The sequence below is a fragment of the Micromonospora sp. NPDC050200 genome (assembly GCF_040656135.1).
Classification (GTDB): Bacteria; Actinomycetota; Actinomycetes; order Mycobacteriales; family Micromonosporaceae; genus Micromonospora.
In genome coordinates this window covers 75,513-88,337 of the sequence record NZ_JBFALG010000008.1, presented here as the reverse complement: position 1 = coordinate 88,337, position 12,825 = coordinate 75,513, and the positions used below count along the sequence as shown (strand labels likewise).

Below are 12,825 nucleotides of genomic sequence, written 5' to 3'. Positions count from 1 at the left end.
GGCACCCGGCCTGACCCCCAACTTTTGATGGGTTTACCCATGCCTCGTTCGTCTCTGCACGTCCCAGCCCCAGTGCGATGGCACCGGCGGTGCCAGCGGGAACGCTTGTGGCATGTTCATCGCGGTACGTGACCTTCGATTCGCCCGGGGCCGGTTCGCCCTCCTGGGCACCGTCATCGCGTTGATGACGTTGATGGTGGTTCTGCTGACCGGGCTGACCGCGGGATTGGGGGCGGCCAGCGTATCGGCGGTGGCGGCGCTTCCCGTCGACGGCATCTCCTTCCAGCGGCCGACCGACGGCCAACAGGTGTCGTTCGCCACCAGCAGCCTACCGGCGGAAGCGGTCGCCACCGTGGCGGCGCAGCCAGGGGTGACCGCCGCGTGGCCGCTCGGCGTGTCGACCACCCGCCTCCAAGCCGATGGCGGCGCCACGACGGTGACCCTGATCGGCGGCGATCCCGAGTTGTACCCGGCACTGCGGCACGGTCAGGCACCGACCGGCGCCGAGGTGGCCCTCACCACCGATCTGGCCGAGGCGCAGTCGGTATCGGTCGGCGACACCGTCGCGGTCGGCGGGCAGCGGGTCAGGGTGGCAGCGGTCGTGGCCACCACCTCGTTCAACCACCTGCCCGTCGTGTACACCCCGATCAGCACCTGGCACGACCTGGCTCGGACGGACGCCATCACCGCCGTGGCCTCGACCCGCGACGACGCGGCCAGCGCCGCTGCGGACCCCACCGGCATGACGACCGTCAGCCGCGACCAGGCGTTCACCGCGGTCGGCGGCTACGCCTCCGAGCAGGGCTCGCTCAACCTGATGCGTGGCCTGCTGCTGGCGGTCTCCGCCCTGGTCGTCGGCGCCTTCTTCACCGTCTGGACCATGCAGCGCGGCACCGACCTGGCCGTGGTCCGGGCGCTCGGCGGCAGCCGCGGCTACCTGCTGCGCGACGCCCTGACTCAGGCCGGGATCGTCCTGCTGGTGGGCGCCGCCGTCGGCGCCGGCGCCGCCGCCGGCCTGGGCGCGGTGGCCGCCCGGGTCGTCCCGTTCGTCCTCAACGCCACCACGGTCGGTACCCCGCTCGCGGCGATGGTCGTCGTCGGCGCGCTCGGCGCCGCCTTCTCCGTCCGCCGGGTCAGCACCGTCGACCCGCTCACCGCCCTGGGGGCAGCCCGATGACTCTCACCCTCACCGATGTCCGACTCACCTACCCTGACGGGGACCGCCGCCTGGTCGCGCTCAACGCGGTCAACCTGCGGATCGCACCAGGTGAACTAGTGGCGGTGACCGGCCCGTCCGGCTCCGGCAAGTCCAGCCTGCTGGCCGTCGCCGGCGCCCTGACCAGCCCGGAATCCGGCACCGTACGCATCGAGGACACCGACGTCACCGCACTTGACCAGAAGGGCCGCGACCGGCTCCGCCGGGAACGCATCGGATTCGTCTTCCAGCAGGCCAACCTGCTGGCCTCACTCACCGCCCTCGACCAGCTCCTGCTCGTCGCGCACCTGTCCGGCGCATCCCGACGCCCGGCTGAGGCTCGCGCCCGCCAGATGCTTGACCGGGTAGATCTCGGCGGCAAGGCGCACAAGCGACCACACCAACTCTCCGGCGGGGAACGCCAGCGCGTCGGGGTCGCCCGCGCGCTGATGGGACGTCCCGCCCTGCTGCTGGTCGACGAACCCACCTCCGCTCTTGATCACGATCGCGGCGAGGTGGTCGTGGCCCTGCTGCGCGACATCACCCACGAGCAGCAGGTGGCCACCGTCATGGTCACCCACGACCTGCAGTACCTGCACCTGGCCGACCGGACGGTGGCGATGCAGGACGGACGAGTGATCGCCACCCAGCCCGCCCCGGCATGACAGCTCCGAGCAGCTCGCCGGTGAGCATCCCTGATACCGCGGGTGAGGCGCTGGCTCATGTTGTCGATCATGGCCCAGTGGATGTGGGCACGGGAGTGTTCTGGTGATGTTTTGTAGTCACGGACGAGTCGACGGTGGAGCATGAGCCAGCCGTTGGTGCGTTCGATGGCCCACCGCTCGGGCAACGGCTGACGTCACGACTGGCGTCGATGCCCTGGCTGGATTCGGGCACGTTGCTGCTGGTCTTGACGCTCTGCGAGTCGATGATCGCGGCAGTGGGCTCCGTGTCGCGGCCCACTGCCCGCCGGACCTTCCCGCGTAGCAGTCCGTGGATCGTCTCGGTGGTGCCGTCCGCAGCCCAACGGGTGAAGTAGGAGTGCACGGTCTTGTACGGAGGGAAGTCGTGCGGCAGGTACTCCCAGGCGATGCCGGTGCGGTTGACGTACAAGATCGCGTCGACGATCTCCCGTAGGTCATGCACAGACAGACGATGGATGCACGTGGCCGTGAAGTGAGGTCTGCCTGGTGTAGGTGAGGCGCTGGTCACCGGGCCGCGTATGTCTTGGGGTAATTCAGGCCGGACGGTCAAGAGGATGGCTGCTGGGTTCGCCGGCGAGGCGAAGGCCGACGTGGTGGGTCGGGGCGGCCGAGGAATCGCTGCTGGGTACGCCTGGCTCCGCCGGGCGGGCCGCCGAGGGGCATGTCCGCCGCCGGGTGCAGCCGGCGGATTCCCGGCACCGCCAGGCCCACCAACACCACCCCGACGCCGGCCCACGTCAGGAACGCGAACGACGTGGAGTGGTCCGTCGCCAGGATCCCGAGCGCGGGGCGGGCCACGGCGATGCCCAGCCCGCTCAGGCAACTGATCACGCCGAACGTCAGGGCCCGCACCGCCGGCGGGGTGACCTCGTTGGTCAGCACCTCCAAGACGGTCGTGCCCAGGGCGTAGCCGAACCCCATCAACGGCAGGAACAGAAACGGGCCCAGCCACGGCACCTGACCGGTGGCCACCAGGGCGGCGAGGACGAGCAGGAACGCCGCGGCCAGGGCGGGCCGGCGGTGCGACCGCCCCACGTACCCGGCCGTCAACCCACCGAGCACGGAGGCCGCGGCGAACGCCGCGTACATCGATCCGGTCAGCTTCGCGGGCAGGCCCAGTTCGAGCGCCAGCGGCTGGAACAGGATGCGGGCACTCCACCCGAACAGCAGCAGGAGGATGCCCAGCCACCCGGCCCGACGTATCCGGGTATCGGTTGCCGCGCGACGGATGTCCGCCACCACCGATGACAACGTGGAGACCACCTGGGGCCCGCGGATCTCCGGCAGCGTGAGCGCGAGCAGGAACGCCACCGTAGCCAGTGCGGCGGTGACGGCGAATGGCAACCGGGGGTCCACCTCGTACAGGTGGCCGGCCGCGAGGAGCGAGAGCAGTACGGATGCGTTGCCCGCCGCCCGCACCAGTCCGAAGGTCTTGGCCGGGCTGATCTCCAATTCGTCCTGGTCGCACAGTTCGTACAGGTAGGTGCTGGCCGCGCCGGAGGTCAGCGCCCAGAGCACGCCCCAGAGCACCCATGCCCCGAACAGCATCTCCACGGACTGGATCTGGGTGATTGCGGCGAACGTCAGCACCGTGCCGGCGGCCAGGGTCAGGTAGGTGCGGCGTCGCCCGATCAGGTCTGCGACCACCCCGACGGGAAGTTCGCACACCACTACGATGATCCGGAACACGCCGTCGGCGAGCACCGCCGTCGTCAGCGGAAAGCCCAGATCCAGCAGGTAGATCAGCCAGACCGGGAACCAGAACTGCACCTCGAGCAGGAACTGGGTGATCGCGAAGGTACGGATCGGGCGACTGCGCAGAGCCGTTCTCATGCGCTTTTGTCGCGCCGGAAGAACAGGTACAGGATCACCAGCAGCACCGACACCACCCCGGAGGAGACGACGATCGCGTCGGCCGGTTGCGCGGCGATCCACTCCACGATGGAGGATCTGCCGAGGTCGTAGGCCGCCATCTCGGGGTCGTTGGCGATCGACCGGCCGAACTCGGTCACCGTCAACGCCGTGCCGAGGATCGAGGTCACCGCGATGCCCAACAGGATGAGGTCGGTGAACATCGCCGAACGGGCCGTACGCCGGGCGGCGAGCTCCGCCAGTTGGCGCTCGCAGATCCCGATCTTGAACCGCACCGGCTGTTCGAGCAGGCTCTCGTAGTCCCAGAACTCCAGGATCGCGTCCATCTCCGCACGTACGGCGCGCTTGAGGTACTTCGACAGCTCCCAACGCTCCATGATGATCAGCTCGGCCCGTTGGCTCAGGCTCATCAGATGCCCCTTGAGCCGCTCGAGTTCCCACCGCGAGCCCGCCGCCGCCGAGTCCGCGAGGATCTTCGACAGCCGGCTGTCGATCCGGTCCAGCACCCCGTAGAAGACCTGGGCGTACCGCAGCGCGTCCCACTGGTCGCGGAACGGGTCACCGGGCAGCATCCGGCCGCCCGCGCCGGTCCGGTCGACGAAGACGTAGTTCAGCCAGCGGACGAGGTGATGGAGGTCGGCGTTCAGCAGTCGGTCCGCCGGATCGCCGTCGTCCCCGGGCGTTACCACGTCCTTGACCCAGTGCCGCACCGCCCGCTCGGCGCCCGGCTCGGACGGGTCGACCACGAGACTACGGGTGACCCAGAGCGCCTCGCCGAACTCCACCGTTACCGGGTCGCCGGCCGGGGTCGCCGCGACGACCAACCGCTCCTCCCGGTCGGCCCGGCGCAACAGGTCCAGCACCGGGTCCACGTACCGGCGGACAGCCTCGCGCGCCACCTGCTCACCCATCGCCACCGCCCGGGCCTGGATGCCGTCGAGGTGGGTTTCGAGTCCGTCGGTGTGCTCGGCGAGCGGTCCCACGTCCGTCAGTATCTCCAGCAGCATCAGGCCGTGGTCGAACAGGCGGAAGCTGATCTCGGTGACCCCGCGGTGCAGGGTGTCGGTGGCGCCGGTGAACCCGTCCGGCAGGTGCTCCGGGCGCAGCGTGCCGGTGAGGATCCACAAGGTGCGCTCGACCGCGTGGTCGTCGATGGTGCGGTAGAGGTTCAGCGAGCTCGTGGTCCGGGTGTGCTCCAACACGACGGTCGGGGGCGATGGCCCGGGCTCGTCCGTGGAAGCGGGGGAGAGAACTCTCACCAGCTCGTCGACTGCCGGCTGCTGCGCGGCCCAGAACCGCGCGTACCCGAGGGGATCGCGCAGCGAGGCGCCGGGCACGGCGTAGTAGTCCACCACCACCGGAGCGAGGATCCGCAGCTGGGTCATGACGCCTTTGCTTCGAGCAGCAGGGCTCGGGCATCGACGTGCAGAACCCGCCCTCGCGCCGGGCCGTTGGTGACCTTTACCCGAACGAGAATCCGCCCGCGGGGTGTGCCGGCGGAGCGGACGAACTGCTCGGGCCAGGTGAGCACCTGGGCCCGCGTGCCCTGCGGCGCGACCAGCACCAGGTTGCCCTTGTCGTCGAGCAGCTCCACCAGCCCGGTCTCACCCACCGGGGTCAGGGTGACGTCCCGGAACGCGGACGGCTGGAGGCCCTCGACGAACTGCTCGTATTCCGTGCTCCGGCGGAGCTCCGCCAGCACCCGGTTGAACTTCTCCAGCACGGGCGCGGCCTCGGGGGTTCTGGCCATCATGAAGTACACGCCCTGCACCGAGTGCACCAGCGGATTGTCGCCTTGCAGGTAGCCGAAGTCGCGGGCGTCCCCGGCGAAGGACGGGTCGGCCAGCGCCGCCTGGCCGGGGAGCAACCCTTCGGCGAGTACGTCAATCCGGCCGTCCGCCAGCGCTTGGACGCCTTCCCGGGTCGAGCCGAACTCCACCATTCGGGGGACCGCGGACTCCAGGTCGTTCCAGTAGTCGTACCCGCTGATGCCGCCGACACGCAGGGCGCGCAGGTCCGCGGCGGTGGTGACCCGCGGCTCGCCCGCGCGACGGTCGTAGAAGAGCACGTATTCGAAGTCGATGAGCGACTCGGAGAGGAGCAGGTCCTTCCGCCGCGACGCGCTGCTCACCAGCGGAAACGCCCCGACGGTGGCGCCGGACCGGACCTGGTCCTCGGCCAGAGACCAAGACGTGTATCTGACCTGGGGGGAGTAGCCGGCCCGGTTTAGCACCTCGACGACCAACTTCGTGACCGGCCCGCCGTCGGGCAGTTCCGGGCCGACGAACGGCGCCCAGGCGCCGGTCGAGACCAGCACCGGTCGGGCCGGTGAGGTGGGGGACGGGCGCAGACCGACGGCCACGATCGCCACGGCCACGACCACCAGTACGAGCAGCACCAGTACCGATCCCCAGGCCCGGAACGGCTGCAGCAGAGCCGGGCGGCGCCAGTTCGGGGTCATGATCCGCATCCTAGCTGGACGGAACCAGGGGCCCGGGGCCCGTTGGCGAGGGGTGGATCGGGTGACCGATGCCCAGTGCGCTGTCCATGAACGTTCGCCGCGCACCCCTAGCCGGAAGGCCGGACTGTCTGCAGTACATCCATATGCTTCACTATGATCTTGAGAGAACGCCTGGACCGGACGTGGTCAGCGTCCATTTGGGCGACGTCAGGGCACAACCGGGTCATAGCGTTCCGGTGTGCTGGGGCCGTCAGACCGCGCACGACGATCTTGCCAGGCGGGCTGTGGTGGGCCGTGACCACCGGGCTCATCACCGGCAGTAGGTGATCCGCAAGGTTGGGTGATCCCCTGTCACGGATGGCCTGCGTATGGAGCCCCGTTACGGCGTGGGCACCGTCGTCGGCGTGGACGCGGCCCGGAACGTGTGGCGGTAGGCCAGGGGTGGCACGCCGATCGCGTCGGCCAGGTGCTGGCGTAGGGAAGCGGCGGTGCCGAAGCCGGCCTCGGCAGCGACGCGGTCGATCGGCAGGTCGGTGGTCTCGAGCAGGCGCCGGGCGTGTTCGACCCGCTGGCGGGTCAGCCACTGCCCGGGTGTCATGCCGACCTCCTCACGGAAACGGCGGGAGAACGTTCGCACACTCATCCGCGCGTGCTTGGAGAGTTCCGCGAGGGAGATCGGCCGGTGGAGCTGACCGAGTGCCCACTGCCGGGTAGCGGCAGTGGTCGCCGTGGCCGGCTCGGGCACGGGCCGGTCGATGAACTGCGCCTGGCCGCCCTCGCGCCACGGTGGCACGACGCAGAGCCGGGCCACCCGGTTGGCGACGTCGCTGCCGTGGTCGCGGCGTACCAGGTGCAGGCACAGGTCGATGCCGGAGGCGACGCCGGCGGCGGTGAGGACCTCGCCATCATCGACGAACAGCACCGACGGGTCGACCTTGACGGTCGGGAACGTCCGCTGGAAGTGCTCGGCGTCGTTCCAGTGGGTGGTTGCCGGCCGGCCGTCGAGCAGGCCGGCGGCGGCCAGTACGTAGGACGCGGTGCAGATCGACACGATCCGCGCGCCGGGGCGCAGGCGGCCGAGCGCGGCGGCGAGTTGCGCGGGCAACCAGTCGCGCGGGCCGGTCGGTGCGCACACGAACGGGGGCAGCACCAGGGTGTCGGCGGTGTCGATGACGTCGGCGGCGTGCTGGACCGTGATGGTGAAGTCGTAGCTGGTGGGGACGGGCGCGCCGTCGAGGCTGCAGGTTGTGACCGCGTAGAGCGGCACACCGTCCGCGCCGGTGGCAGTGCCGAAGATCCGAGCCGCGATGCTCAGCTCGAACGGGTAGACGCCAGCAAGGGCCAGGACGACGACGCGGTGGGCCATGGCCAGATCCTTGCACATATTGGCGATGTGGCCACTCGGCTGCGGCGGCCGTCACGAGCAGGGTTGATCGCGCAGTGATTGTCGACAGATGGGATGAACGCGATGCGTGCGATCGGCCAGGATGTGTTCGGTGGGCCCGAGGTCCTGCGGGTGCTGGAGGTGGACCGCCCGGAGCCAGCGACGTCGGAGGTGCTGGTGCGCGTCCACGCCACCGGCGTCAACCCGACCGACCTGTGGCACCGCTCGACCGGCGGGCTGCTCGGTACATCGGTGCGTCTCGGCTGGGACATGTCCGGGGTGGTCGAGGCGGTCGGCCTGGGCGTGACCTGGCTCCGACCCGGTGACGAGGTCTTCGGCATGCCCCGCCTGCCCGAGGCCGCTGGCACCTACGCCGAGTACGTGACGTCGCCGGCCAGGCACCTGGCTCGCAAGCCGGCCCGGCTGTCGCACGTCGAGGCCGCCGGGCTGGGTCTGGCCGGGCTCACCGCCTGGCAGGCTCTCGTCGACACCGCCGAGGTGCAGCCCGGGCAGCGGGTGCTGGTGCACGCGGCTGCGGGTGGCGTCGGGCACCTCGCCGTGCAGATCGCCAAGGCGCGCGGCGCGTACGTTGTCGGCACCGCCCGACCCGCGAAACACGACTTCGTCCGGCACCTCGGCGCCGACGACGTCGTCGACTACACGACGGTGGCCTTCGAGGAGGTTGTTCGCGACGTCGACGTCGTACTGGACCCGATCGGCGGTGAGTACGGCCCGCGTTCGTTGCGGACGCTACGGCCTGGCGGCTTCCTGGTGTCCCTCGCATCTCCCGCCGAGGCGTACCTTGCGGCGGAGGCCGAACGGCAGAATCGGCGGGCCGGCTTCATGATCGTCCAACCCGACCACGGCGGCCTGCGAGCCCTCGCCGACCTGGTCGAACAGGGACGGCTGCGCGTCGCGATCGACACGGTCCTACCCCTCGAGGAAGTCGGGAAGGCCCATGAGTTCAGCGCCAGCGGCCGAGCAACCGGGAAGATCGTCCTGACAGTTGTCTAGTGCGGTGACCATCTACGTTTGCCGGCTCTACGCGAGCCGGTCACATCGAATTGCGCTGTTCGACCGCAGCGGGATGCGGTTTGTCCTCGTCCCCGGCCGCCAGCCGATGCTCGGCTACGACGGATCCCGCTTCCAGCCTGCTCCGGACCAGGCCGACAGCTACGCCGAGGGCGCCAGCACGCGGATCGGACAGGCCCGCCAGGGCCGCCAGGGCCGCGAGCAGCCCAGCGGCGCGACCGGGCACACCGAGGCCGGCCGGCGCGTTCGACAACGATGAGATCAGCGATGATGGCAACGCGGGCATGACTCACTTCGGACAGATCAACAAGGCGTAGAGAGCCTCGATGATCCTCAGAAGGGGTCATGCCCGCCCCGCAACATCCCGCTCCGGCGCGTAAACACCAACCACCTCAAGCCGGACACCCTCCACGACTTTGCCAGGGCCCTGGGTCCCGAGGGGAACTGTCGGTCAGCATGATGCGGGTGGGATGCTCTGCTCGTACTGGAAGACGTTGTGGGGGTCGTACTTCGCCTTGATCTTGCGCAGCCGGTCGAAGTTGTCTCCCCAGTAGGCGGTTTCCCATTCCTGCATTCCGATGTTCGGCACGTTGACGTAGGCGCCGTTCACGTAGGGCCGCAGTGCCTGGCTGAACTCGGCGATCCAGGCCTGGGTGATCGGGGTGAGGGCGTCGCCGCTGTCTGGCACGCCACGAGTTCCCCAGCCGATCCCAGGCTCGGAATAGAAGAGCACGTTGCGATGCGGGAACGCCGAGCCGCCGCGAGGTTCGCTCGCTTGAGCCCCTGTGCCGAAGGCCTGGGTGAAGAAGTTGCTGTCATCCGAGGGAGCGTCTTCCATGAATGCGCGGATCAGGCTGATCGCCTTCTTCGGGAACGGCTCGGTGGTGAACTGCGAGAAGAACTTCCAGTTCGCGGGCTCGTCCGCGGTCGGTATCTGGAAGCCGGCATAGATGTCGCCCCACCCCCCGGTCTGCACCGTGACCTCGGGGTTGCCAACCGACAGGATCGGGGCCAGCAGCTCCTTTGCCTCTGCCTCCGATCCCTCTGCGAGAACCCCGAACAACAGGATCTGGGTTTTGTGGATCTCGAGCTGGGTTCCGAGGCGGTTGTCGGCGAACGGTGCGCTGCGCTGCCATGCGTCGAAGACCCCGTGCAGGTCGTCGAGGCCTTCCCAGGTTGCTTGAAGGTAGGCGACACTCTTTAGTGGAGTCACCTTGTAGGTGAGTGAGGTCACGATCCCGAAGTTGCCGTTTCCCGCTCCGCGGAGCGCCCAGAGCAGGTCCGAGCGGTTTTTCAGGTCTACCTCGATCGCCTTGGCGCCGTCGGCACCCGACGCGACGACAATCTCCGCCCCGATCAGGTTGTCGCAGGCCATGCCGAGGTAGCGGGTGAGGAAGCCGAAGCCGCCGCCGAGGGTCGCACCGGACAGGCCCACGCTTCCCTCCGTTCCAGTCGTGACTGCAAGGTCCTGCTTCCCGAGCGTGGTCACCGCCTCCAACTGGTTGAGCCCGGCGCCGACTGTTGCGGTGCGAGTGGCGGTGTCGATCTGGGCCGACTTCAGCTCGCTGACGTCGATCACGATGCCGTTGTCTACGTTCGACCAGCCCTCAAGGCTGTGGCGGCCGCTGCGCACCCGTAGCGCGACGTCGTTCTGCCGCGCCCACGTGAGGGCATTGACCACGTCCTGTGTCTCTTGGGCGAAGACGATGACCAACGGATAGCGAACGAAGAGCTCGTCCCAGCCGAGGCTCGCACTCGGGTAGCCCGGGTCCTGAGGACGGACGATGCGGCCGGTCAGTGTCGCCGGCGGGCATTTCGCGCCGGAGGACCACTCCGAACCGTCGGCCGCAATGGCCGGGGTGCCTCCAGACAGAAGGCCCGGGAAAGCGACCGCCCCGGCGCCAACGGCCGCCGTCGCCTTGAGCAGTTTGCGACGAGAAAGGTCGTGCATGGTCCGTATCCTCTCGATCGGGTTACGCCAGTCTTCGACCAAAAGGACTCTTGCCTTCCAGCTGGCGCGCTAACCGAGGGTAATACGGGAGGTTTTGTCGGAGTTGTGAGATCTTGTCACGGAACCCGGTCGGGTGATGCTGGCCCGCCTTCTGTGGGACGGACCAGACGTTGGTACTGGGGCCCTGCTGTCGATCAACGACCTGGTCGCCTCGCAGGTGGCGCTGACCCGGCTGGGTAGCCACGCGATCCTGCTCGTCGGCTACGCCATCACGGTTCTGCTGTCGGGCCCACGCCTGCGTGGCGACAGGCCCCCCGGCTGCCGGCCAGGAGCCGGCGCGGCCGCGGTGGCGGCTGCGTCCCGACGATCCCGACCAGCCGCCGCCCCGCTGATCCCTCCCGACGAGCAGGATCGTCGGGAGGGACCAGACCGTGCCCAACGCCGCGGCGCTCGCCGCCTGGCACGTCCTGGTCACCGCGCTGCAACTACAGCTGCGTGCAGTCGAGGAGCCATCAGCGTTCACGGTCGGGATTACCGACGCTACGGCGCCCGACGAGGCCGAACCGCTCGCCGACGGGAAGGAGAGCCCCTGGGACGACCTGTGGTTCTACTCCAACCCGGTCTTCGTGCGCGTCCGTTAGGCATCCCCTGGCGGTCCTCGACGTGCTGGCGGGCCCGACTTCTCGCAAGCCGCTGGTGATGGTCGTGGGGGCGGATGGAGGCAGCCCGGTCCGTGACGGTGAGAGACACTCCTCCGCTCGCCGCTGGCAGCGTTCCAGCAACCCGCGAACGACCTCACGCCACCGACTACGGTTTGCCGGCCAGTAGCGCGGCGAGGTCCTCCGGCACCGGCATCGGTTTGGTCATCGGCACCCGCGCTCGGCCGGTGTTGCCCTGCGGGTAGCGGCCGGTTGCCGAGCCGGGTCCGGCGACCGCGAGGCGGATGACCTGCCCGACCGCCTCGACGACATCGCGCTCGCGCAGCGAACGCCGGAGCATCACGGCATGCACGACGGTGTGTGGCCATGGCCACGGCTGGGACAGAATGTGCGCCCGTTCGGCTGCCCGCCATGCTTCGGCAGAGTCGGTGGTGTGGCTGGCGGTGGTCAGTTCGGCGTCCAAGGCGGCGCGTACGGTCGCGGGCATCCGCGTAAAGATCATTTTGAGTCTCCAGAGCAGCAGGAGCAGCCCGGCTGGCAGCCGCACCCGCCGTCGGCCCCGTCTGACATCCCAGCTGTGGCGGAGGGAACGGTCAGCGGCACGGCACAGCAGTTGTCTCCGCGCCACGCCTCGCGGCCTTCCTTGAGCGCAACCGCGGCGATGACGAGCGCGGCGACGGGGTCGGCCCAGGACCAGCCGAACAGGCTGTTGAGGCCGAGGCCGATGAGCAGGACCGCGGACAGGTAGGTGCACAGCAGGGTCTGCTTGGAGTCGGCGACCGCCGAGCGGGAGCCCAGTTCCCGGCCGGCGCGGCGCTGCGCGTATGACAGCCCCGGCATGACAGCCAGCGACACCGCGGCGAGGACGAGCCCGATCGGGGAGTGTTCCGCGTCGGCGCCGCCGAGCAGGGCGCGTGCCGACTCGACGGTGACGTAGGCTGCCAGGGCGAAGAACGACACGGCGATGACCCGCAGCGCGGTCTTCTCCCGGGCCTCAGGATCGCGGGCGGCGAATTGCCACGCGACCGCGGCGGCGGAGGACACCTCGATCACGGAGTCGAGGCCGAAGCCGATCAGCGCGGTCGACGAGGCGAGAGTGCCGGCGGTGATCGCCACGACTGCCTCGATGAGGTTGTAGGTGATGGTGGCGGCGACGAGTAGCCGTACCCGCCGGGCGAGCACCGCCCGCCGGGCGGGGGACGGTCCAGCCGATATCTGGGTCAACGGCAGGGTCATCAGCAGCAGCCCTTCTCGTCGGCGTCCTCGCACGCAGCCGGGTCGACGGTGAGGATCAGGCCCAGCAGGTCACCCAGCGCGTGCGCCAGGCGCGCGTCGGCCAGTTCGTAGCGGGTCCGCCGGCCCTGTGGAATCGTCACGACCAGGCCGCAGCCACGTAGACAGGCCAGGTGGTTCGAGAGGTTCTGCCGGGTCGTGCCGAGCAGGTCGGCCAGCTCCGCCGGATAGCCCGGCCCGTCGCGCAGGGCCAGCAGCAGTCGCGCCCGGATCGGATCGGACAGGGCGTGGCCGAAGCGGGCCAGCACCTGTCCGTACGTCAACGTCTCCACAT

General features: G+C 69.5%; 14 protein-coding genes. 5 read left to right on the top strand and 9 right to left on the bottom strand.

Annotation, left to right across the window (positions count from 1 at the left end; genetic code table 11):
* Positions 1–112 precede the first annotated feature (112 nt).
* Both AB0I41_RS08165 and AB0I41_RS08160 read left to right on the top strand, forming a co-directional pair.
* Positions 113–1,177 carry an ABC transporter permease gene (locus AB0I41_RS08165; RefSeq protein ID WP_357103369.1) on the top strand — a complete coding sequence of 355 codons (1,065 nt, stop codon included), beginning with the start codon at positions 113–115 and terminating at the stop codon, positions 1,175–1,177.
* Positions 1,174–1,860, top strand: a complete 687-nt coding sequence (locus AB0I41_RS08160) for an ABC transporter ATP-binding protein (RefSeq protein WP_357103366.1) — start codon at positions 1,174–1,176, stop codon at positions 1,858–1,860. Before AB0I41_RS08165 ends, AB0I41_RS08160 begins: the two co-directional genes overlap by 4 nt.
* Positions 1,861–1,927: 67 nt before the next feature.
* On the opposite strand, the gene AB0I41_RS08155 is transcribed toward AB0I41_RS08160, so the two are convergent.
* The 5 genes from AB0I41_RS08155 to AB0I41_RS08135 all read right to left on the bottom strand — a co-directional run bounded on the left by AB0I41_RS08155 (position 1,928) and on the right by AB0I41_RS08135 (position 7,598).
* Positions 1,928–2,341 (bottom strand): transposase, encoded by a 414-nt coding sequence (locus AB0I41_RS08155; RefSeq protein WP_357103364.1) that lies wholly within the window; start codon positions 2,339–2,341, stop codon positions 1,928–1,930.
* A gap of 104 nt (positions 2,342–2,445) precedes the next feature.
* Positions 2,446–3,732, bottom strand: coding sequence for an MFS transporter (locus AB0I41_RS08150; protein ID WP_357103361.1), 1,287 nt, complete (start codon positions 3,730–3,732; stop codon positions 2,446–2,448).
* Positions 3,729–5,156 (bottom strand): hypothetical protein, encoded by a 1,428-nt coding sequence (locus AB0I41_RS08145; RefSeq protein WP_357103359.1) that lies wholly within the window; start codon positions 5,154–5,156, stop codon positions 3,729–3,731. The genes AB0I41_RS08150 and AB0I41_RS08145 overlap by 4 nt, the downstream gene beginning before the upstream one ends.
* Positions 5,153–6,232, bottom strand: coding sequence for a transporter substrate-binding domain-containing protein (locus AB0I41_RS08140; RefSeq protein ID WP_357103357.1), 1,080 nt, complete (start codon positions 6,230–6,232; stop codon positions 5,153–5,155). Before AB0I41_RS08140 ends, AB0I41_RS08145 begins: the two co-directional genes overlap by 4 nt.
* Before the next feature lie 379 nt (positions 6,233–6,611).
* The gene (locus tag AB0I41_RS08135) at positions 6,612–7,598 is read right to left on the bottom strand and encodes a helix-turn-helix domain-containing protein (protein WP_357103355.1); all 987 of its coding nucleotides are present in this window, start codon (positions 7,596–7,598) and stop codon (positions 6,612–6,614) included.
* A gap of 102 nt (positions 7,599–7,700) precedes the next feature.
* Between AB0I41_RS08135 and AB0I41_RS08130 the strand changes: the two genes are divergently transcribed.
* Together AB0I41_RS08130 and AB0I41_RS08125 are read left to right on the top strand one after the other, a co-directional pair.
* Entirely contained in the window at positions 7,701–8,630 is a 930-nt protein-coding gene (locus tag AB0I41_RS08130; protein WP_357103352.1) for an NADP-dependent oxidoreductase, read from the top strand.
* A gap of 4 nt (positions 8,631–8,634) precedes the next feature.
* Positions 8,635–8,907 (top strand): hypothetical protein, encoded by a 273-nt coding sequence (locus AB0I41_RS08125; protein WP_357103349.1) that lies wholly within the window; start codon positions 8,635–8,637, stop codon positions 8,905–8,907.
* Positions 8,908–9,099: 192 nt separating this feature from the next.
* Here the strand turns inward: AB0I41_RS08125 and AB0I41_RS08120 are convergent, their stop codons facing one another.
* A complete protein-coding gene (locus tag AB0I41_RS08120; protein WP_357103347.1) occupies positions 9,100–10,599 on the bottom strand; it encodes an FAD-binding oxidoreductase in 1,500 nt (499 codons plus the stop codon).
* A gap of 431 nt (positions 10,600–11,030) precedes the next feature.
* Between AB0I41_RS08120 and AB0I41_RS08115 the strand changes: the two genes are divergently transcribed.
* Complete coding sequence (locus AB0I41_RS08115) at positions 11,031–11,240, top strand: hypothetical protein (RefSeq protein WP_357103345.1); 210 nt, start codon at positions 11,031–11,033, stop codon at positions 11,238–11,240.
* Positions 11,241–11,406: 166 nt separating this feature from the next.
* On the opposite strand, the gene AB0I41_RS08110 is transcribed toward AB0I41_RS08115, so the two are convergent.
* Genes AB0I41_RS08110 through AB0I41_RS08100 form a run of 3 tightly spaced genes read right to left on the bottom strand, consistent with a single transcriptional unit; the run spans position 11,407 to position 12,823 of the window.
* On the bottom strand, positions 11,407–11,721 hold the full coding sequence (locus tag AB0I41_RS08110; protein WP_357103342.1) for a DUF3703 domain-containing protein: 315 nt from the start codon (positions 11,719–11,721) through the stop codon (positions 11,407–11,409).
* 35 nt (positions 11,722–11,756) lie between these two features.
* A complete protein-coding gene (locus AB0I41_RS08105) occupies positions 11,757–12,494 on the bottom strand; it encodes a cation transporter (RefSeq protein WP_357103339.1) in 738 nt (245 codons plus the stop codon).
* Positions 12,494–12,823, bottom strand: coding sequence for a metalloregulator ArsR/SmtB family transcription factor (locus AB0I41_RS08100; RefSeq protein ID WP_357103336.1), 330 nt, complete (start codon positions 12,821–12,823; stop codon positions 12,494–12,496). Before AB0I41_RS08100 ends, AB0I41_RS08105 begins: the two co-directional genes overlap by 1 nt.
* Positions 12,824–12,825 lie beyond the last annotated feature (2 nt).

Coding starts and splice junctions, on each gene's coding strand:
- AB0I41_RS08165 (WP_357103369.1), top strand. CDS start 113: ATGTTCATCGCGGTACGTGACCTTCGATTCGCCCGGGGCCGGTTCGCC.
- AB0I41_RS08160 (WP_357103366.1), top strand. CDS start 1,174: ATGACTCTCACCCTCACCGATGTCCGACTCACCTACCCTGACGGGGAC.
- AB0I41_RS08150 (WP_357103361.1), bottom strand. CDS start 3,732: ATGAGAACGGCTCTGCGCAGTCGCCCGATCCGTACCTTCGCGATCACC.
- AB0I41_RS08145 (WP_357103359.1), bottom strand. CDS start 5,156: ATGACCCAGCTGCGGATCCTCGCTCCGGTGGTGGTGGACTACTACGCC.
- AB0I41_RS08140 (WP_357103357.1), bottom strand. CDS start 6,232: ATGACCCCGAACTGGCGCCGCCCGGCTCTGCTGCAGCCGTTCCGGGCC.
- AB0I41_RS08135 (WP_357103355.1), bottom strand. CDS start 7,598: ATGGCCCACCGCGTCGTCGTCCTGGCCCTTGCTGGCGTCTACCCGTTC.
- AB0I41_RS08130 (WP_357103352.1), top strand. CDS start 7,701: ATGCGTGCGATCGGCCAGGATGTGTTCGGTGGGCCCGAGGTCCTGCGG.
- AB0I41_RS08120 (WP_357103347.1), bottom strand. CDS start 10,599: ATGCACGACCTTTCTCGTCGCAAACTGCTCAAGGCGACGGCGGCCGTT.
- AB0I41_RS08105 (WP_357103339.1), bottom strand. CDS start 12,494: ATGACCCTGCCGTTGACCCAGATATCGGCTGGACCGTCCCCCGCCCGG.